Genomic DNA, 19,634 nt, shown 5'->3' on the forward strand with positions numbered 1-19,634 from the left:
GACCGCCGTATTTTTTAGCAAGTACAGAAGTAATTGCCGCAGTTAAAGTTGTTTTACCATGGTCAACGTGGCCGATTGTACCAACGTTAACGTGGGGTTTTGTACGTTCAAATTTTTCTTTAGACATCTTAATGTTCCTTTATTAAATCACTTCCCTTAATTCATTAAGGGAAGCGTTACTTTATTTAGATAAAATTATTTTGCTTTACGAGCTTCAATAATTGCGGTTGCAATATTTGTTGGTGCTTCATTGTACTTCAAGAACTCCATTGAGTAAGAAGCACGACCTTGAGTTTGTGAACGAAGGTCTGTTGCATAACCAAACATTTCTGAAAGTGGAACTTGTGCTTTAACTGTTTTACCAGTTGCAGTATCTTCCATTCCTTCGATCATACCGCGACGACGGTTTAAGTCACCGATAACATCACCCATATAATCTTCAGGAGTTTCAACTTCTACTTTCATAATCGGTTCTAAAAGCACAGGTTTAGCTTTCATGAAGCCGTCTTTAAATGCCATTGAACCGGCAATTTTAAATGCCATTTCTGATGAGTCAACATCATGGTAAGAACCATCATAGATAGTGACTTCAACATCAACAATTGGGTAACCAGCAAGAACACCGTTTTTCATTTGTTCTTGACAGCCTTTATCAACTGCAGGGATGTATTCTTTAGGAACCACACCACCAACGATTTCATTGTTGAATTTGTAGCCTTCGCCACCTGCTTCCAATGGTTTGATTTTTAACCATACATGACCATATTGACCACGACCACCAGACTGACGAACAAATTTACCTTCTTGTTCTACTTCATTGCGAATTGTTTCACGGTAAGCGACTTGTGGTTTACCTACATTTGCTTCCACTTTAAATTCACGTTTCATACGGTCAACGATGATTTCTAAGTGAAGCTCACCCATACCAGAAATAATGGTTTGACCTGATTCTTCATCGGTGTGAACACGGAATGAAGGGTCTTCTTGTGCTAGTCGACCTAAAGCAAGACCCATTTTTTCTTGGTCAGCTTTGGTTTTTGGTTCAACAGCAACCGAAATTACTGGCTCTGGGAATTCCATTCTTTCAAGAATGATTGGTGCACTTTCAGCACAAAGAGTATCACCTGTAGTTACATCTTTAAGACCGATTGCAGCAGCGATGTCACCAGCGCGAACTTCTTTAATTTCTTCACGTTTGTTAGCGTGCATCTGAACGATACGACCAAAACGTTCTTTTTTATCTTTAACAGAGTTAAGAACAGTATCACCAGAGTTAACTACACCAGAGTAAACACGGAAGAATGTTAAGTTACCCACAAATGGGTCAGTTGCGATTTTGAACGCTAATGATGAGAATGGTTCGTCATCACTTGAGTGACGTTCAGCTGCTTCACCGTTTTGTAATTCACCTTTGATTGCAGGTACATCAGTTGGTGCTGGTAAATATTCAATAACTGCATCAAGCATGAATTGAACACCTTTATTTTTAAAGGCACTACCACAAGTTACTAAGATGATTTCGTTAGCAAGTACACGTTCACGTAATGCTGCTTTCACTTCTTCTTCAGTTAACTCTTCACCACCAAGGTATTTTTCCATTAACTCTTCACTTGCTTCAGCCGCAGTTTCAATTAAGAAAGAACGCCATTCTTCAACTTGGTCAACCATTTCGGCTGGTACATCTTCATAAGTGAATGTTACACCTTGATCAGCATCATTCCAGTTGATTGCTTTACGTTTAAGTAAATCAACAACACCAGTAAATCCTTCTTCTGCACCGATTGGTAAAACTAAAGGAACAGGTACTGCTGCTAAACGAGTTTTGATTTGATCAACAACACGTAAGAAGTTAGCACCCATACGGTCCATTTTGTTGACAAATGCAATACGTGGAACTTTATATTTGTTTGCTTGACGCCATACAGTTTCAGATTGAGGTTGAACACCACCAACTGCACAGTAAACCATTACCGCACCATCAAGAACACGCATAGAACGTTCAACTTCGATTGTAAAGTCAACGTGTCCCGGGGTGTCGATGATGTTGATACGGTGTGGTTCAAATTGTTGACCCATACCAGACCAGAATGCAGTTGTTGCAGCAGATGTGATAGTGATACCACGTTCTTGTTCTTGTTCCATCCAGTCCATGGTAGCTGCGCCATCATGAACTTCACCAATTTTGTGACTAACACCAGTATAAAACAAAATACGTTCAGTCGTTGTTGTTTTACCTGCGTCAATATGTGCACTGATACCGATATTACGATAGCGTGCTATAGGGGTTGTACGAGCCATATTAATCCTCTGTTTAGAATCGTTTGCTTAATAAAACATCACTTTGGTTGACTGATAGCAGATAAGGACTATCAGTCCTAATTCAAGTCACTTATATAAGTATAAGTGCGAATATTACCAACGATAGTGTGCAAACGCTCTATTAGCTTCAGCCATACGATGAACATCTTCGCGTTTTTTCACAGCGGTACCTTTGTTTTCAAAAGCATCCATAAGTTCATTCGCTAGGCGTAAAGCCATTGATTTATCGCCACGTTTACGTGCAGCATCTACAATCCAACGCATTGCAAGTGCATTACGACGAACTGGACGCACTTCAACTGGAACTTGGTATGTAGAACCACCAACGCGACGAGACTTAACTTCTACAGTTGGTCTTACGTTATCTAATGCAACTTCGAAAGCTGCTAAGTGGTCTTTTCCACTACGCTCAGCTAATTTATCAAGAGCTGAATATACGATTGATTCTGCGATAGATTTTTTACCATCTATCATTAAAATATTTACAAATTTCGCCAGTAACTCTGAACCGAACTTCGGATCAGGAAGAATTTTTCTTTGACCGACAACATGACGACGTGGCATTGGAATACTCCGTTTATATGTTATAAATTTTCAGGTTTACCCAAAACTCAAATGAGTTAAATGGAATTATATAGTTTGGCCTTACTTAACGGAGTTCCATTAAGCTTTAGGTCGTTTAACACCGTATTTAGAACGGCTTTGTTTGCGATCTTTAACACCTGCGCAGTCTAATGCACCACGAACAGTGTGATAACGAACACCTGGTAAGTCTTTAACACGACCACCACGGATTAAAATTACGCTATGTTCTTGTAGGTTATGACCTTCACCACCGATATAAGAAGTCACTTCAAAACCGTTGGTTAAGCGTACACGACATACTTTACGTAATGCTGAGTTTGGTTTTTTCGGTGTAGTTGTGTAAACACGAGTACAAACACCGCGTTTTTGCGGGCATGCTTCAAGCGCAGGAACGTTACTTTTCGCTTCCTTTAGTGCTCTTGGTTTGCGTACCAGCTGATTAATTGTTGCCATTAATAAGCTCCTGATTAATTAAAATAAATTTAAAATTGCTTTTTAGATACGTAATTAATAACTGTAGACCAAAACCTATTTTATATAAGTTTTGGGTCGCAAGATTCTAGACCCCAGAAGAAATAATGTCAAGTTTTTGCGATCATTAAGTGCTTGATCTTGAGTTTAATTATTACAGAATAATGACGATATTTTTATGAGATAAGTTGGGTTAATTTTAGGGTTGGAAATGGGTATTTGTATTTGCCATATGATAGATATCCCCCCTACCATGAGTCACGGTAGGAGGGATATGTGATTAGTGATGATCAATAAAGATAAATTTTAAAGCAAAAAGTACGGCGAAAATAATCACACATAGGTTTAGTTGTTTAAATTTACCGGTAAAGGTTTTTAGTACTACATAAGAGATGAAACCAAGTGCAACGCCTTCAGTAATAGCAAAAGCAAAAGGCATCATGATTGCAGTAATAAAGGCCGGTGTTGCTTCGGTTAAATCAGACCAGTTAACTTTAACTAAGCTTGAAACCATTAAAATTCCAACAAAAATAAGCGCGCCTGATGTTGCATAAGTAGGTACTAAATGCGCTAGTGGTGATAAAAATGTCACTATTAAAAATAATATACCTACAACAACCGCAGTTAACCCCGTACGTCCACCGACTGAAATACCTGCAGAACTTTCGATATAGGTTAATACTGATGATGTACCAAATAATCCACCTAAAGAAGAGCTAAAACTATCAATTAATAGTGCTTGACGCATTTTGGGGAATCGACCTTTTTCGTCACTAATTCCAGCTTTATCAGTTAATGCCAAAATAGTGCCTGATGAGTCGAATAGGCTGACAATCATTATTGAAAAAATAACGCCCATAATACCAATATTAAGTGAGCCTGCTAGATCAACATGACCAACAACGCTGGTAACACTTGGTGGCATAGATACAATACCTTGGTAACTGATATTAGGATCGAGCCATAGTGCTAATACAGTTACAACTAAAATCGAAATTAATACTGCTGCATGAAAGTTACGAGCCGCTAAAATAATAATAATGAAAAAACCAAGCGAACCCAATAACACTTTAAGCGATAAGATATTGCCCATGGTTAGTAGTGTCGCAGGTGAGGCAATCACAATCCCCATGTTTTGAAATCCCATAAAAGCAATAAATAGCCCGATACCGGCACTAATACCTACACGTAAGCATTGTGGAATGTGTTCAATTAACCAGTGACGAACTTTAAATAGTGATAATGCAAAAAAGACTAATGACCCCCAAAATATGGCTCCCATACCGACTTGCCAAGAGTAGCCCATTGCACCACAGACGCCATAAGCAAAGAAGACGTTCAGCCCCATTGCCGGTGCAAGTGCTATTGGTAAGTTAGCAAATAAGCCCATTAAAATCGTTGCCAATGCAGTAATTACACAAGTTAGTACAAATACCGCAGATTTATCCATGCCAGTTGCAGATAGAATCGATGGATTAACAAAGATGATATAGACCATTGTGAGGAAGGTGGTACATCCTGCAATAATTTCAGTACCAGCGGTTGTTTTTTTTTCTTTCAATTGAAACAGTTTCTCGAATATTGAATGCATAAGTTAAGGCCTAATTTTGGTTAATAGAATGAATGAGTGTTACCTATTTTTTACCAAAAGAAAGGTAAAAATAAAAAATAGAAAAGATGAAGAACTAGGCTCTACATCTTCAAATAAACAGAAATTTTACTGCGATATTATTGCTAGTTATTTATTTTGGTCAAGCGCTATTGTAATTAATATAGCGCTTAGGTATAAACTAAGTCGAAGCAAACTCCTGCTTGTTTAGCACAATTTTTACTTTCAAAATTCTGTGGCTTTCTATTTCTGCTACTTCAAATAAATAATCGCCGATTTGTAATGTTTCACCAACATTAAGTAAATGCTGGGCTTTTTCCATTAATAATCCTGCTAAGGTGTGATATTCACGTTTATCATCAATGGGAATAGGTACAAAACGGATAAGTTCTTCAACCGGAATATAGCCATTAGCGATCCAGCTGTTATCATCTAGACATTGAATATCGTGTTTGGCGTCAATTTCCTCTTCTTCGGTCGGGAAATCACCAGCAATAGTTTCGATAATATCTGTCACCGAAACAACCCCTTGCATTGAGCCAAATTCGTCGACCACAAAAGCAAAATGGGTTTTGGCTTTTTTAAATTGATCTAGTGCAACTAGTAACGATACGGTCTCAGGGAAGATCAGCGGTTGTTTGATAAGTGAGTGAATATCGATGGGCTCTTTACTTTGTAGTATATCTTTTAATAGATCATTAACTTGGATGATTCCTAGTGGCTCATCAATTGAAACATTATCGGTAACGACTAAACGTGAATGAGGATTTTCAAAAATCTCTTTAATAATAACCTCACGGTCATCATTGATATTGACCATATCAACGTCAAGTCGAGATGTCATTATACTGCTGACTGAACGTTGGGCTAGCCCTAGTACTCGTTCAACCATACTTAATTCTTGATGATTAAACACCGATACTTTTTTATTTTCATCAGACATGACGTCGATAGTGTTAGTATCAGTATCTTCTTCGGCATCACCTTTAAGTAAGTGTAAAATGGCTTCGGCGGTACGTTCGCGTAATGGCTTTTTATTTAAGGCCTTGCGACGATTAAAAATAGCCAGTTGATTGAAAAACTCAATCATGATTGAGAAGCCAATAGCCGCGTATAAGTAGCCTTTTGGAATCATAAAATCAAACCCTTCGGCAACGAGGCTAAAACCGATCATCAATAAAAAACTTAAACAAAGAATGACAATGGTTGGATGAGCGTTGACAAAATTAGCCAGTGGCTTACTTGCAACCATCATAATGGCAATGGCAATACACACGGCAATAATCATCACAGGAATATGTTCAACCATTCCCACCGCAGTAATCACTGAATCAAGCGAGAATACAGCATCAAGTACAACTATTTGCGCCACAACAGTCCAAAAGTGAGAGGTTTTTTTGGGTTTTCCGTCTTCTTGCGATGCACCTTCAAGACGTTCGTTGAGCTCCATGGTGGCTTTAAATAATAAAAATATCCCACCGATTAACATAATCAGTTGGCGTGCATTAAAGCTGATTCCAGATATCGTAAATAGTGGTGTGGTGAGTGTAACTAACCAACCTGTGAACATTAGTAGCAATATTCGCGTAATTAATGCGAAAGCAAGGCCAGTAATGCGCGCTTTATCTCGTTGGTTGGGAGGAAGTTTCTCGGCAAGGATGGCAATAAAAACAATGTTATCAATACCAAGGACGATTTCAAGTACAACCAGAGTGGATAAACCAATCCAGATTGTAGGATCCATGATCCATTCCATATGTCAGGTGATTACCTCTAATAAATACAGCACATGCTGTGTTGTAATTCTGTCTGTAATTAACTAAATAATCAATAAAATATTTATAAAAATTGTGTATTTTGTCAAAAACTTTCAGTTAATTGTTTGTTTTAATATAAAATCAACTTCGCCAAAAAGCTGGCGTGAATAAAACCAGTAAGGTAAATATTTCTAATCGTCCAAATAACATATCGACAACCATGACCCATTTAACAACATCACTTACGCTAGCGAAATTATCGCTTACATTACCAAGCCCGACGCCTAAGTTATTGAGTGATGATGCAACAATATAAAAAGAATCAGTAGCATCAATGCCCGTTGCCATAATAATAAATAAGCTGACTAAAAAGACTAATGCATAGGCAGAAAAGAATCCCCAAACTGCTTCAATAATACGTTCCGAAACAACACGATTATTTAATTTTAATGTATAAATCGCATTCGGATGAATAAGGCGTTTTAATTCACGCGATCCCTGCATAAATAGAAGCAAAACTCGCACCACTTTTAAACCGCCGCCAGTTGAACCAGCACAACCACCAATAAATGATGCGCATAGTAAAAAAATGGGTAATGATGATGGCCATGTATTGATATCATCTACGGTAAAACCAACAGTTGCAGAGATAGATACAACTTGTAGTACTATTTTATCTATGCTGAGTTTTCGTTCTGGTTGGTAAACATAAATGCCAAATGTACAAATGATAATTAAAATGGCTAAAATAAAAATAAAGGTTCTAAACTCTTGATCTCGCCAGAAAACCTTAATTGAAAATCCACTTAATGCGGCAAAATGTAGTGCAAAGTTACAACCCGATAAGACTAAAAAGAGGGTTATAATGTAGTTGATTGCGGGGCTATTAAAGTAAGCAAGATTATCATCGTGAGTTGAAAATCCACCCATTGAAATGGTTGAAAAGCTATGTGAAATCGCATCAAAAACATTCATACCTGCAAACCATAAGCAGATCGCACAAAGAGTAGTAAGAAAAATATAAATTGACCAGAGTGTTTTTGCCGTTTCGGCAATGCGTGGGCGCATTTTGCTGTCTTTTTGTGGACCGGGGATTTCAGCCCGATAAAGTTGCATACCCCCAACGCCTAATAATGGCAAGATGGCGACAGCAAGTACGATAATACCCATACCACCAAGCCATTGCAGTAATTGACGATAAAACAGTAAAGCCTTAGGCAGGTGTTCTAATTTTACAATTGTGGTAGCACCCGTTGTGGTTAGGCTTGAAAATGATTCGAAAAATGCGGTAGTTAAATTTAAATTAATGTGGGTATCAAAAATAAAAGGGAAAGCACCGATTGTACCTAAAACAACCCAAAATAGCACAACAATAAAGAAGCCTTCGCGAGTGGTTAGCTCATGGCGTTGATGGCGATTAGGAAGCCATAAAAGACATCCTAAAATTAGCGCAGCAAAAAACGAACGCACAAAAATTGCCCCCGCGCCGTCGCGATAAATTAATGCTACAAGTGCAGGTAATAGCATAAATGTCGATAGCAGGGCAATTAATAGTCCAACAATTCTAATGATTGAGCGCCAATGCATCATAGTATTAGTCTCTACTTAAATCCACGTGATGCTTTGATAAGATCATAGGCAGCTTGGATTTCTTGTGCTCGTTTTTTTGCGGCTTCCAGCATCTCTTTTGGTAGACCTTTTGATACTAGCTTATCTGGATGGTGTTCGTTCATTAATTTTCGATAAGCTCTTTTGATTTCTGAGATCTCCGCAGACGAGTCTATACCCAAAATTTTGTAAGCATTTTGCAGATCTGCTTGTGTTGATCGGCCTTGATATCCACCATAATGATTGCTACGTTGATATTGATCTCGCTGATTTTGTTGGTTGTGATAACCATTCTGACGAAAATGGTAGCTACCCATCATCATTTGAATATATATTGCCATTTGTTGACGTGGAATATTAAATTCTTCAGCCACAACAAAAAGAATTTGTTGCTCTTTTTCATCTAAAATGCCATCAACTAATGCCGCTTGGATCAGTTGTTCACAAAAAATATTTAACACATTTCGTCGGTAACGATATTGTGCATATAGTTCCGCTAAACGAGATCGGAGCGGGTAATCACTTGCTTTGCCTCGATTAAATGAGTCTTGTGCTAGTTTTCGACTATTTCGATCCAGTTGTAATCTGTCCATGAATTGGCTAGCAAGATTAATATCATCTTGAGTGACAACACCTTTTGCTTTACTTAAATGACCAAGGACTTCAAAAACAACCGTTAAGTAAAGTTCTGGGTTTGCTTTGGTTTTTTGTTCGGTCAATTTATTGCAAAATGCTTGGTAAAGCATTGGACCAATAAATAGTCCAAGTATAAACCCCCATCCTGTTTTTAATACACTGCTTAAAACAAAGCCTGTAATTATCGCCCAAATAAAAGACATATTATTCGTTCACCTCAATTTGATCTATCTTTTGCAAACCTCGTGGTAATGAAGTGCCTTTACGTGCTCGTTCTGCTTTAAATTTTTGTAAATCAGCAGGATGTAGCGTAAGTTTGCGTTTACCAACATATAAAGTTACCGCTGTTTCTGGGGTAATTAGCATCATATAAGAAAGACTATCATCTGTACCAGCAAGCGACACAATTTTATTCCCTTTACCTTTGGCAAGTTCAGGTAAATCTTTGACAGGGAAGATGAGCATTCGACCAGCTTTAGTGATCGATAACAATAAGCTATCTTCTGATGGAATTTCAATTGGTGCTAGGATTTTTGCTTCTTTAGGTAAATTGATAATCGCCTTACCATTGCGGTTACGAGCAATTAAATCACTAAATTGACAAATAAAGCCATACCCTGCACTTGAAGCCAGCAAGAATTTTTGATTATCATTTTGCGACATCAAAACATGTTCAACCGTTGCGCCTGCCGGTAGTGCTAGTTTACCGGTTAATGGCTCTCCTTGGCTACGGGCAGATGGTAGGGTATTAGGCTCTATAGCATAACTACGACCTGTTGAGTCGATAAAGATAACTGGCTGATTGCTTTTTCCTTTTGCGGCAGCTTTAAAGCTATCACCCGCTTTATAGCTTAAACCTGTAGCATCAATATCATGACCTTTAGCTGTTCTAACCCAGCCCATTTCAGACAAAATCACGGTAACAGGTTCTGATGGTGTTAACTCTTGTTCACTAATGGCTTTAGCTTCACTGCGTTCAACGATCGGAGAACGACGCTCATCACCATATTTTTCAGCATCTTCTTGTAGCTCTTTTTTAATTAAATTACTCAGTTTTTTCGGTGAAGATAATAATGCTTGCAAGTGATCGCGCTCTTTTGCAAGCTCACTTTGTTCACCTTTGATACGCATTTCTTCAAGTTTGGCTAAATGACGGAGTTTTAACTCTAAAATTGCTTCGGCTTGAATATCGGTTAATGCAAAACGGCCAATTAACTCCTGTTTAGGTTCATCTTCATTACGTATAATATCGATAACTTCATCAATATTTAAAAATGCAATTAATAAACCATCAAGGATATGCAGTCGTTTTAATATTTTATCTAATCGATAATTTAAGCGGCGCGTGACGGTATTTTTGCGATACTCTAGCCACTCGGTTAAAATCTCGACTAATCCTTTTACTGATGGGCGATTATCCAGCCCGATCATATTCATATTGACGCGATAGCTTTTTTCGAGATCGGTTGTTGCAAATAAATGATTCATGACTTGCTCTAAATCGACTCGATTTGAACGCGGCACAATCACTAAACGAGTTGGATTTTCGTGATCAGACTCATCACGTAAATCTTCAATTAAAGGCAATTTTTTAGCGCGCATTTGTGAAGCGATTTGCTCTAAAATTTTAGCACCTGAAACTTGATGAGGAAGGTCGGTTATGACAATGTCGCCGTCTTCTTTTTTCCACACGGCACGCATACGAATAGATCCACGACCTGTTTTGTAGATTTTTTCAATATCGTCACGAGGCGTAATAATTTCGGCCTCGGTAGGGAAGTCAGGCCCTTGTATGTGAGCCATTACTTCGTTTAATGTCGCATTCGGATTATCAGCAAGCATAATTGCCGCATTAGCTACTTCACGAATATTATGTGGAGGAATATCGGTTGCCATACCAACCGCAATCCCCGTTGTGCCATTTAATAAAATATTTGGCAATCTGGCTGGTAGCATTTTAGGCTCTTGCAACGTACCATCAAAGTTTGGCGTATAATCAACCGTTCCTTGCCCTAACTCACCTAATAATAATTCAGCATATTTTGATAAGCGTGATTCGGTATAACGCATAGCAGCAAATGATTTAGGATCATCAGGCGCCCCCCAGTTACCTTGTCCATCAACTAATGGATAGCGATAAGAAAACGGCTGAGCCATGAGCACCATGGCTTCATAACAGGCGCTATCGCCATGGGGATGATATTTACCGAGTACATCACCCACGGTACGTGCTGATTTTTTAAATTTTGCTTGTGCATTTAGTCCTAATTCTGACATGGCATAAACAATACGTCGTTGCACAGGTTTTAAACCATCACCAATAAATGGTAGCGCACGATCCATAATGACATACATTGAGTAGTTTAAATAGGCACCTTCAGTAAAGGTGCGTAGTGATTGGACTTCTACTCCATCATGAGTTATCTCACTCATTATTGTTCCTCTAAATCATTCTGTTGGTTAGACATCAAGTTCAACTTGATCGCCTTTTTCTTGTAGCCATTCGCGGCGATCTTCTGAGCGTTTTTTAGCAAGTAGCATATCCATCAGTGCCATCGTTTGTTCGGCATCATCAAGGGATAACTGCACTAAACGGCGAGTATTCGGATCCATTGTTGTTTCACGCAGTTGCAATGGATTCATTTCACCTAGACCTTTAAAGCGTTGTACATTCGGTTTGCCTTTTTTACGTTTTAGCTGTTCTAAAATGCCTTCTTTTTCTTCTTCATCTAGGGCGTAATGCACCTCTTTACCTAAATCGATACGATAAAGCGGGGGCATTGCAACAAACACATGTCCATGCTCAACCATCGCACGAAAGTGACGAACAAATAACGCACAAAGTAAAGTGGCAATATGTAGTCCATCAGAATCGGCATCGGCTAAAATACAGATCTTCCCATAACGTAATTGGCTCAAATCATCACTATCCGGATCGATACCGATAGCAACCGAAATATCATGAATTTCTTGTGATCCAAGCACCTCGTCAGATGACACTTCCCAAGTATTTAAAATCTTACCTTTAAGCGGCATAATGGCTTGAAATTCACGGTCTCGCGCTTGTTTTGCTGAGCCACCTGCCGAGTCCCCTTCCACTAAAAAAAGTTCAGTACGGCTTAAATCTTGCGATGAGCAATCAGCAAGTTTTCCTGGTAGTGCAGGGCCACTGGTTAGCTTTTTACGGATGACTTTTTTTGAGGCTTTTAAGCGTTTTTGCGCGCTTGAAATCACCATTTCGGCCAGTAATTCGGCTAATTGAACATGTTGATTTAACCAAAGGCTAAATGCATCTTTCACAATTGCCGACACAAATGCCGCACTCTGGCGTGATGATAATCGCTCTTTGGTTTGACCTGCAAATTGTGGCTCTTGCATTTTGACTGAAATAACATAAGCACAACGTTCCCAAATATCATCAGCCGTTAATTTTAAGCCACGCGGCAACAAATTACGAAACTCACAAAATTCACGCATGGCATCTAATAAGCCTTGACGTAAACCATTAACATGCGTACCACCTTGAATTGTTGGAATTAAGTTAACGTAACTTTCGGTTAATAGCTCGCCGCCTTCAGGCATCCAAAGTAATGCCCATTCAACCGCTTCGGTTTCGCCAATGTGGCTACCAGTAAACGGGATTTCGGGTAGTAGTAAATAACCACTTACCGACTCCATCAAATAGTCTTTCAAACCATCTTGGTAGCACCAGCGTTGTTCGGTATTGTTGATTTTATCTTTAAAGGTAATTTCAAGCCCTGGGCAAAGAACCGCTTTAGCTTTAAGCAGATGAGACAAGCGTGGCACTGAAAATCGAGGTGAATCAAAATATTTTTCGTCTGGCCAAAAATGCACTTTGGTACCCGTATTACGGCGCCCACATGTACCTGTGATGTGTAAATCTTCGACTTTGTTGCCATTTTCAAAGGCCATCTCGTACACTTGTCCATCACGGTGAACAGTGACTTCAACACGTTTTGATAACGCATTTACCACCGAAATACCCACACCATGCAAACCGCCAGAGAACTGGTAATTCTTGTTCGAAAACTTACCCCCTGCATGCAAACGGCAAAGCAATAACTCAATTGCAGGCACGCCTTCTTCTGGGTGAATATCAACAGGCATGCCGCGCCCATCGTCAATCACTTCAAGTGAGTTATCTTCATAAAGTGTCACCTTAATTTGACGAGCATGGCCGGCAATAGCTTCATCGACACTATTATCAATGACTTCTTGGCCCAAATGGTTTGGGCGAGTGGTATCGGTGTACATACCTGGACGGTGACGAACAGGATCAAGCCCTTTTAAAACTTCAATATCAACGGCATTATAAGTAGATTGCGACATAGTTTTTCTATCTATTCGAATAAATGACAGTTATTATACCAACCTTTGCACAATAAGACCAAGGTCAATGGCGCCGGCGTTTAAGTTAAACTCATAAATCCAACTTATCGTATTGGTTAGAAAAGATAATTTACTTTTTAAGATTTTTTATCGTAATTTTAGTACGATGATAAGAAAATCCCGTATAAAAAAATAAGGGAATTAAATGAGCAAGTCAAAAGATAAAAATATAATAAATCAGGGTGATTTTTTACAAAAATCGTCAACTATTGGCGGTGTAGCAGCATTAACTAGCAATATGCAATTACCTTTTGCCTATGTAGAGCCGAATAGCGATGTTAATAATAAAACCCTTGTTAACCCTACTGATAAAGAACAGATTTATTATAGTGCTTGTTTAGTTAACTGCGGTAGCCGTTGTCCTTTAAAAGTTCATGTAAAAAACGATATTATCACTAAAATATCTTCAGAAGATGGCATTAATGACCCGATTTTTGGACAACACCAAATTCGCCCATGTTTACGTGGACGTTCCGTTCGTTGGCGCACTTACGATCCAGATCGCTTAAAATACCCAATGCTAAGAATAGGCAAACGTGGTGAAGGTAAATTTAAACGCATTTCGTGGAGTGAGGCGATTGATTTACTAGCTGAAAAGCTCAAACATACGATCGATAACTATGGTAACGAAGCGATTTATTATCAATATGGATCAGGTACGACTGGTGCTAACATTTCAGGTCGTAATGCGTGTCAGCGTTTTTTAAGTACGATTGGTGGTTTTTTAAATTATCATGGTGACTATTCAAGTGGGCAGATTTCGGCCATTCGGCCTTATATTTATGGTAATGCTAAGGAGTCATTGCTTGATCAAATCAAGCACTCCGATTTAGTTGTCATGTTTGGACATAATATTGCTGAAACCCGAATGTCAGGTGGTGGACAAGTTACCGAGCTTTTTCATGCATTAGAACAAAGCAAAGCACGGGTGATTATTATTGACCCACGTCGAAGTGAAAGTGTGGTTGCTTATCATGCTGATTGGATTCCGATTATTCCTGGAACTGACGCGGCGCTTGTGGCGGCAATAGGATATGCGTTACTTGAACAAGATCGTATTGATGATGCCATGCTTAGCCAATATTGTGTTGGTTGGAATGCCGATACCCTACCAGACAGTGCCCCCCCTTTTAGCGATTATAAATCCTATATTTTAGGATTAGGTAATGACAGAACACCTAAAACACCTGAATGGGCGGCTAAAAAAACAGGCATACCAGCCGAGCAGATCCGCAAACTGGCTATGGATATTGTGAATGCAAAAGCGGCTTGGATATCGCAAGGTTATGGTGTACAGCGTTGGCAAAATGGTGAACATACCGCTCGGGCAATTATGTTATTGCCAATTATCACTAGTCAATTTGGTAAACCGGGCACCAACATTGGCACATGGGGTGGAAGTGTGACTTATCCTGTTCCAAGTTTAAGTATCCCCAACCCTATAAAAACTAGTATTCCTTTCTTTTTGTGGACAAAAGCGATTGACGATCCGTTAAGTTTAACGGCAAAAAATGCCTATTTACGTGGCAAAGATAAATTAGATGTTGGTATCAAATTTATCTGGAATTACGCCGGTAATGTTATTGGCAATCAGCATTCTGATCTTAATCGTACTCATCAAATCCTACAGGATGAGTCCAAATGTGAATTTATTCTTGTTTGGGATACACATATGACCGCATCGGCAAAATATGCGGACTTAGTTCTGCCCGATGTCTCATCGGTTGAAAGTAACGATTTGATTAATAACTCTTACTCATCGGGTGCTTATCACTACATCATCCGCATGCAACGGGCAATAAAACCACTTTGGGAAAACCGTCCAGCTTATGAGGTATTAACGCAATTATCTGAAAAAATGGGTATAAAAGACAAATTCACTGAAGGGCGAACGCAAGAAGATTGGATAGCTTATTGCTATGAAAAACTGCGTAAAAGCCAACCTCATTTACCGCCTTTTGCCAATACTGATGGTATGGGCGTTATTGATCGTAAGCTAGCTGATAGCGATACGCAAATTGGGTTAAAAGCTTTTCGAGACGATCCAATTAAAGACCCATTAAACACCCCATCAGGAAAAATAGAAATCTATTCAGAAGCATTAGCCACCATCGCCAACGAATGGGAACTTGCCCCAGACGATGTCCTTCATCCTATTCCAGCCTACCTACCCGCAATTGAAGGCAGTGAAGATAAACCCAAACGTAAAAAATACCCGTTACAACTGATTGGTTTTCATACCAAAGGGCAATGCCATTCCAGTTACAGTAATTTACCACAACTGCGCGAAGCGGTTGCTAATAGTATTTGGATTAATCCATTTGATGCCGAGCAAAGACAAATAAAACATGGTCAGTTAGTTGAGGTTTACAACGATCGAGGTCGGCTCTGTATTCCAGCTAAAGTCACACCAAGGATATTACCGGGTGTGATTGCCATTCCGCAAGGAATGTGGGCAAAAACCAATGCAGCCGGGATTGATATTGGCGGTTGTATTAATCGCTTAACATCATTGCGACCAACGGTGCTTGCAAAAGCCAATCCACAACATACCAATCTGGTTGAAGTCAAACCATTATTGACTATGTGCTGAGTATCATAAATTAAAGAACGGATAATAAAAATGCAATATGGATTTTATATTGATTCTTCAAAATGCACTGGTTGCAAAACCTGCCAAATCAGTTGTAAAGATGAAAAAGATAATGTATTAGGTGTTAATTTTCGCCGTGTTTACGAGTATGGCGGAGGTACTTGGCAGCAAGTTGATGGTATGTGGCAAAACGATACTTTTACCTACTATTTATCCATCTCATGTAATCATTGCCAAGAGCCTGCTTGTGTACAAGGTTGTCCAACGGGAGCAATGCATAAACGCTCACAAGATGGCTTAGTGGTTGTTAATCAAGATATTTGCATTGGTTGCCGACGTTGTGAAACCCATTGTCCTTATGGAGCACCGCAATTTGATCATCAAAAACAGGTTATGTCAAAATGTGATGGTTGTTATGAACGTGTTGAACAAGGACTCAAACCTGTTTGTGTCGATTCTTGTCCGCAAAGAGCTTTAGACTTTGACGACATCGAAAAACTCCGCCAGCGACATGGTAATGAGCGGAACATTGCTCCACTACCAAACGAAAATCTAACTAAACCCAACATTGTCATCAAACCCCATCCTCAAGCGAAAGCCTCGGGCGATACATTGGGACAAATACTCAATCCTGAAGAGGTATAACATGCACAAATTACCACTGGTTTTTTTACCGTATTTGGGCAGTTATCTACTGGTATGGTTAGGAAGGCTATTTAATGGCATCCCAAATCAATACGATCCACTTATAGTTAGGTAGTGATTTAATGAAGAATAATGAAGCAACGCATCTAGATAAAATTACATCCACTATTTTGGCAAAACTATTTGGTGCTTTTTTTTATTATCCACCTGATCACCAAACGGTTAAACCGCTCATTGACACTTTATTTCAGCTTGAGCATATTGTTGATTGGCAAAATGCCGTGCTTATTGGTGAACAGTGCCAAATAATCGCTACTCAAATCAACAACCCAGAACTTAATTACCAATTTTCACTATTATTTGAAGGGCAGGGTGCTATGTTCGCTCCTCCTTGGGGATCGGTCTATTTAGATCAAGATCAGCGATTAATGGGCGAATCACAAGAACGCTACCGCCAATTCTTACAGCAACACGGCTTAACACTTAATACCGGCATCAACGAACCTGAAGACCAATTTGGGTTAATGCTAATGGCCTATGCCATATTACAAGAAAAGAACAATCCCAAAGCTGCAAAACAGTTAATTGATGAACACTTATTGATTTGGTCTTCAGCCTATTTAAAAAAGTTAAAACAAAATGAGATAAGCCCATTTTACCGAGCATTAGCTGTGATTGTGGAACAGTATTTACTCATGATCTAACTTTTTCCTTTGTCTCACCACTTTTGCAGAGGATAGTGTACATTGCAGCTTTTAAGTAACAAGGTATAATCCACCTATTATTTCAAATAGCAAAAAACATTTATGTTAGCTTATATACAACTAATGCGGTTAGACAAACCCATCGGCACCTTACTACTACTTTGGCCAACGCTTTGGGCGATATGGTTGACAGGTGAGCCCTATACCTATATTACCCTCATTTTTATTTTAGGGGTATTTACCATGCGGGCAGCAGGATGCGTTGTCAACGACTATGCCGATCGTCATTTTGATGCACACGTCGAACGCACAAAAAACCGCCCACTCGCGCGGGGTGCATTGACCGAAAAAAATGCACTATGGACCTTATTTACTCTATTATTCATTGCGCTTTGCCTATTGCTCATCTTAAATAAACTATCATGGCTTATTGCAATCATAGCCTTATTAACAGCAATGATTTACCCCTTTATGAAGCGCTACACCCACTTACCGCAAGTCACCTTAGGCATTGCCTTTAGCTGGGGTATTCCTATGGCATATGCCGCCATTATAGAGCAATTTCCCCCTACTTGTTGGTTACTTTGCTTTGCTAATATTTGTTGGATAATTGCTTATGATACGGAATATGCGATGGTGGATCGTAACGACGATATCAAAATAGGCATAAAATCCACCGCCATTTTATTTGGGCAGTACGATAAGTTAATTATAGGGATATTGCAGGTGTTTACCATGATTGGCCTATTGATGGTTGGCGTCATCAACCAACTGTCGTTGGTCTTTTATATTGCTTTATTGCTGGTTGCCATACTATTTATTTACCAACAATGGTTGATAAAAAACCGAGAACGAAACCGCTGTTTTCGAGCTTTTTTAAATAATAATTATGTTGGGATTGTTGTGTTTTTGGGGTTGTTTTTTTGTTAAAAAATCTCTTAAAAAACGTGACCAAAAAACTTCAATAAAATCAATGTCTTTCCTGACTGATTTTTGAGCGGGAAATCAGGCCTTTTTTGTTTTGGTGAATAGAATAAATTAGGTGCGCAGGTTTCGGACGTTTTGGCCTTTGGTGGACAAAATAGCTATCGTGACCACGTCCGAGCAAAGGGAATTAAAGCGAATTCCCTTTGCAATCCCACGCTTTGGCTGCAGAATATGGCCTGCGGCTACGCTACTCGTATCATCCTGATACTCGCCTCTTCGAGGCCACCTTCGCTATGCTCAGGTGTTCAAATTTGTTCCAGACAAATTTGTCCGCCGGCGCTCGGTCTTAACGCACCGTTTGTGGACGCGTTCCAGACGCACCACAAACTCGCCAAACATCCCTGTTTGGCGTGCTGACCTCGCTCTGTTGTCGGCACATTCTGACGCCGGAATAAGACAAACAGCATAACCATCGTTTTTGAGATGAGTTATTGTGTTTTTATAAGGCGGTTTTTGTTAAAAAACAGCCAGAAAAAACTTTAATAAAATCAATACCTTTTCTGACAGATTTATAGTGGAAAATCAAGCCTTTTTTTGTTTTGGTGAATAGAATAAATTAGGTGCGCAGGTTTCGGACGTTTTGACCTTTGGTGAACAAAATAACTATCGTGACCACGTCCGAGCAAAGGGAATTAAAGCGAATTCCCTTTGCAATCCCACGCTTTGGCTGCAGAATGTGGCCTGCGGCTACGCTACTCGTATCATCCTGATACTCGCCTCTTCGAGGCCATCTTCGCTTTGCTCAGATGTTCAAATTTGTTCGCCGGCGCTCGGTCTTAACGCACCGTTTGTGGACGCGCTCCAAGCGCACCACAAACTCGCTCTGTTGTCGGCACATTCTGACGCCGGAATAAGACAAACAACATAATCTTAGGTGTTTTTGGGTGAGTTTTTTTGTTAAAAAACAACGCAATTACCACCCAAAAATCGGTCAGAAAAGGTATTGATTTTATTAAATTTTTTATTTGGCGATTTTTAGCCAAAAAACACCACCCAAACCCCTTATCCCAAAGCCCGCCAACGTAGGCTGACTCATCCTTTAACAAAACTTTACAAATTTTTAACAAAAAAGGTAGCGAATTATTACTCAGGCGGTTATAATTTAAGCGCTTTCAAAGCAAGGGAGTGCTCATTAGTCGAGCAGTCAGTTATAAAAAATTCAAATAAAACAAAAAATTACTTAACAGGATGATCGAAATGCGCTATCATACTTGGCATCTGGCATCTGGCATCTGGCCTGCCAAACCTATGCTCAAAATCTTTTTCAATTTCACCGTAGTCTAAAACAGACACAGTTCTTATTTTCATCA

14 protein-coding genes are annotated in these 19,634 nt (G+C 39.3%); 4 read left to right on the top strand and 10 right to left on the bottom strand.

Translation table 11 applies throughout. The features are described 5' to 3' along the window. The 10 genes from ACYH9I_RS10945 to parE form a co-directional block, all read right to left on the bottom strand. Positions 1–127, bottom strand: a 127-nt coding sequence (locus ACYH9I_RS10945; protein WP_238786112.1) for a GTP-binding protein, incomplete at its 3' end; no start/stop codon positions are given. 68 nt (positions 128–195) lie between these two features. Beyond that, positions 196–2,298: an elongation factor G gene (gene fusA, locus ACYH9I_RS10950; protein WP_160404048.1), complete on the bottom strand. Its 2,103-nt coding sequence runs from the start codon at positions 2,296–2,298 to the stop codon at positions 196–198. A gap of 114 nt (positions 2,299–2,412) precedes the next feature. Then, the gene (gene rpsG, locus ACYH9I_RS10955) at positions 2,413–2,883 is read right to left on the bottom strand and encodes a 30S ribosomal protein S7 (protein WP_034915550.1); all 471 of its coding nucleotides are present in this window, start codon (positions 2,881–2,883) and stop codon (positions 2,413–2,415) included. 99 nt (positions 2,884–2,982) lie between these two features. Continuing rightward, complete coding sequence (gene rpsL, locus ACYH9I_RS10960; protein WP_034883792.1) at positions 2,983–3,357, bottom strand: 30S ribosomal protein S12; 375 nt, start codon at positions 3,355–3,357, stop codon at positions 2,983–2,985. A 298-nt stretch (positions 3,358–3,655) separates the two neighbouring features. Continuing rightward, positions 3,656–4,966, bottom strand: a complete 1,311-nt coding sequence (locus ACYH9I_RS10965; RefSeq protein ID WP_483560743.1) for an NCS2 family permease — start codon at positions 4,964–4,966, stop codon at positions 3,656–3,658. A 199-nt stretch (positions 4,967–5,165) separates the two neighbouring features. Beyond that, positions 5,166–6,740: a TerC family protein gene (locus ACYH9I_RS10970; RefSeq protein ID WP_483560744.1), complete on the bottom strand. Its 1,575-nt coding sequence runs from the start codon at positions 6,738–6,740 to the stop codon at positions 5,166–5,168. 142 nt (positions 6,741–6,882) lie between these two features. Beyond that, complete coding sequence (locus tag ACYH9I_RS10975; RefSeq protein ID WP_483560751.1) at positions 6,883–8,328, bottom strand: TrkH family potassium uptake protein; 1,446 nt, start codon at positions 8,326–8,328, stop codon at positions 6,883–6,885. A 14-nt stretch (positions 8,329–8,342) separates the two neighbouring features. Continuing rightward, the gene (gene djlA, locus ACYH9I_RS10980) at positions 8,343–9,188 is read right to left on the bottom strand and encodes a co-chaperone DjlA (RefSeq protein WP_091350667.1); all 846 of its coding nucleotides are present in this window, start codon (positions 9,186–9,188) and stop codon (positions 8,343–8,345) included. Between the two features lies 1 nt (position 9,189). Further along, entirely contained in the window at positions 9,190–11,418 is a 2,229-nt protein-coding gene (gene parC, locus ACYH9I_RS10985) for a DNA topoisomerase IV subunit A (RefSeq protein ID WP_483560745.1), read from the bottom strand. Between the two features lie 27 nt (positions 11,419–11,445). Next, complete coding sequence (gene parE / locus ACYH9I_RS10990; RefSeq protein ID WP_483560746.1) at positions 11,446–13,335, bottom strand: DNA topoisomerase IV subunit B; 1,890 nt, start codon at positions 13,333–13,335, stop codon at positions 11,446–11,448. A gap of 205 nt (positions 13,336–13,540) precedes the next feature. Here parE and ACYH9I_RS10995 point away from each other — a divergent pair, with 205 nt between their 5' ends. From ACYH9I_RS10995 to ubiA, 4 genes are all read left to right on the top strand, one after another. Then, a complete protein-coding gene (locus tag ACYH9I_RS10995) occupies positions 13,541–15,988 on the top strand; it encodes a DMSO/selenate family reductase complex A subunit (RefSeq protein ID WP_483560747.1) in 2,448 nt (815 codons plus the stop codon). 30 nt (positions 15,989–16,018) lie between these two features. Beyond that, complete coding sequence (locus ACYH9I_RS11000; protein ID WP_483560748.1) at positions 16,019–16,633, top strand: DMSO/selenate family reductase complex B subunit; 615 nt, start codon at positions 16,019–16,021, stop codon at positions 16,631–16,633. A gap of 122 nt (positions 16,634–16,755) precedes the next feature. Continuing rightward, positions 16,756–17,337, top strand: a complete 582-nt coding sequence (locus ACYH9I_RS11005) for a TorD/DmsD family molecular chaperone (protein WP_483560749.1) — start codon at positions 16,756–16,758, stop codon at positions 17,335–17,337. Between the two features lie 102 nt (positions 17,338–17,439). Further along, positions 17,440–18,267 carry a 4-hydroxybenzoate octaprenyltransferase gene (gene ubiA / locus ACYH9I_RS11010; RefSeq protein ID WP_483560750.1) on the top strand — a complete coding sequence of 276 codons (828 nt, stop codon included), beginning with the start codon at positions 17,440–17,442 and terminating at the stop codon, positions 18,265–18,267. Positions 18,268–19,634: the final 1,367 nt, after the last annotated feature.

It is taken from the genome of Gilliamella sp. X-23, from assembly GCF_057063545.1.

Coding starts and splice junctions, on each gene's coding strand:
- ACYH9I_RS11000 (WP_483560748.1), top strand. CDS start 16,019: ATGCAATATGGATTTTATATTGATTCTTCAAAATGCACTGGTTGCAAA.
- ubiA (WP_483560750.1), top strand. CDS start 17,440: ATGTTAGCTTATATACAACTAATGCGGTTAGACAAACCCATCGGCACC.
- ACYH9I_RS10995 (WP_483560747.1), top strand. CDS start 13,541: ATGAGCAAGTCAAAAGATAAAAATATAATAAATCAGGGTGATTTTTTA.
- ACYH9I_RS10965 (WP_483560743.1), bottom strand. CDS start 4,966: ATGCATTCAATATTCGAGAAACTGTTTCAATTGAAAGAAAAAAAAACA.
- ACYH9I_RS10975 (WP_483560751.1), bottom strand. CDS start 8,328: ATGCATTGGCGCTCAATCATTAGAATTGTTGGACTATTAATTGCCCTG.
- djlA (WP_091350667.1), bottom strand. CDS start 9,188: ATGTCTTTTATTTGGGCGATAATTACAGGCTTTGTTTTAAGCAGTGTA.
- ACYH9I_RS11005 (WP_483560749.1), top strand. CDS start 16,756: ATGAAGAATAATGAAGCAACGCATCTAGATAAAATTACATCCACTATT.
- parE (WP_483560746.1), bottom strand. CDS start 13,335: ATGTCGCAATCTACTTATAATGCCGTTGATATTGAAGTTTTAAAAGGG.
- ACYH9I_RS10970 (WP_483560744.1), bottom strand. CDS start 6,740: ATGGAATGGATCATGGATCCTACAATCTGGATTGGTTTATCCACTCTG.
- fusA (WP_160404048.1), bottom strand. CDS start 2,298: ATGGCTCGTACAACCCCTATAGCACGCTATCGTAATATCGGTATCAGT.
- parC (WP_483560745.1), bottom strand. CDS start 11,418: ATGAGTGAGATAACTCATGATGGAGTAGAAGTCCAATCACTACGCACC.
- rpsL (WP_034883792.1), bottom strand. CDS start 3,357: ATGGCAACAATTAATCAGCTGGTACGCAAACCAAGAGCACTAAAGGAA.
- rpsG (WP_034915550.1), bottom strand. CDS start 2,883: ATGCCACGTCGTCATGTTGTCGGTCAAAGAAAAATTCTTCCTGATCCG.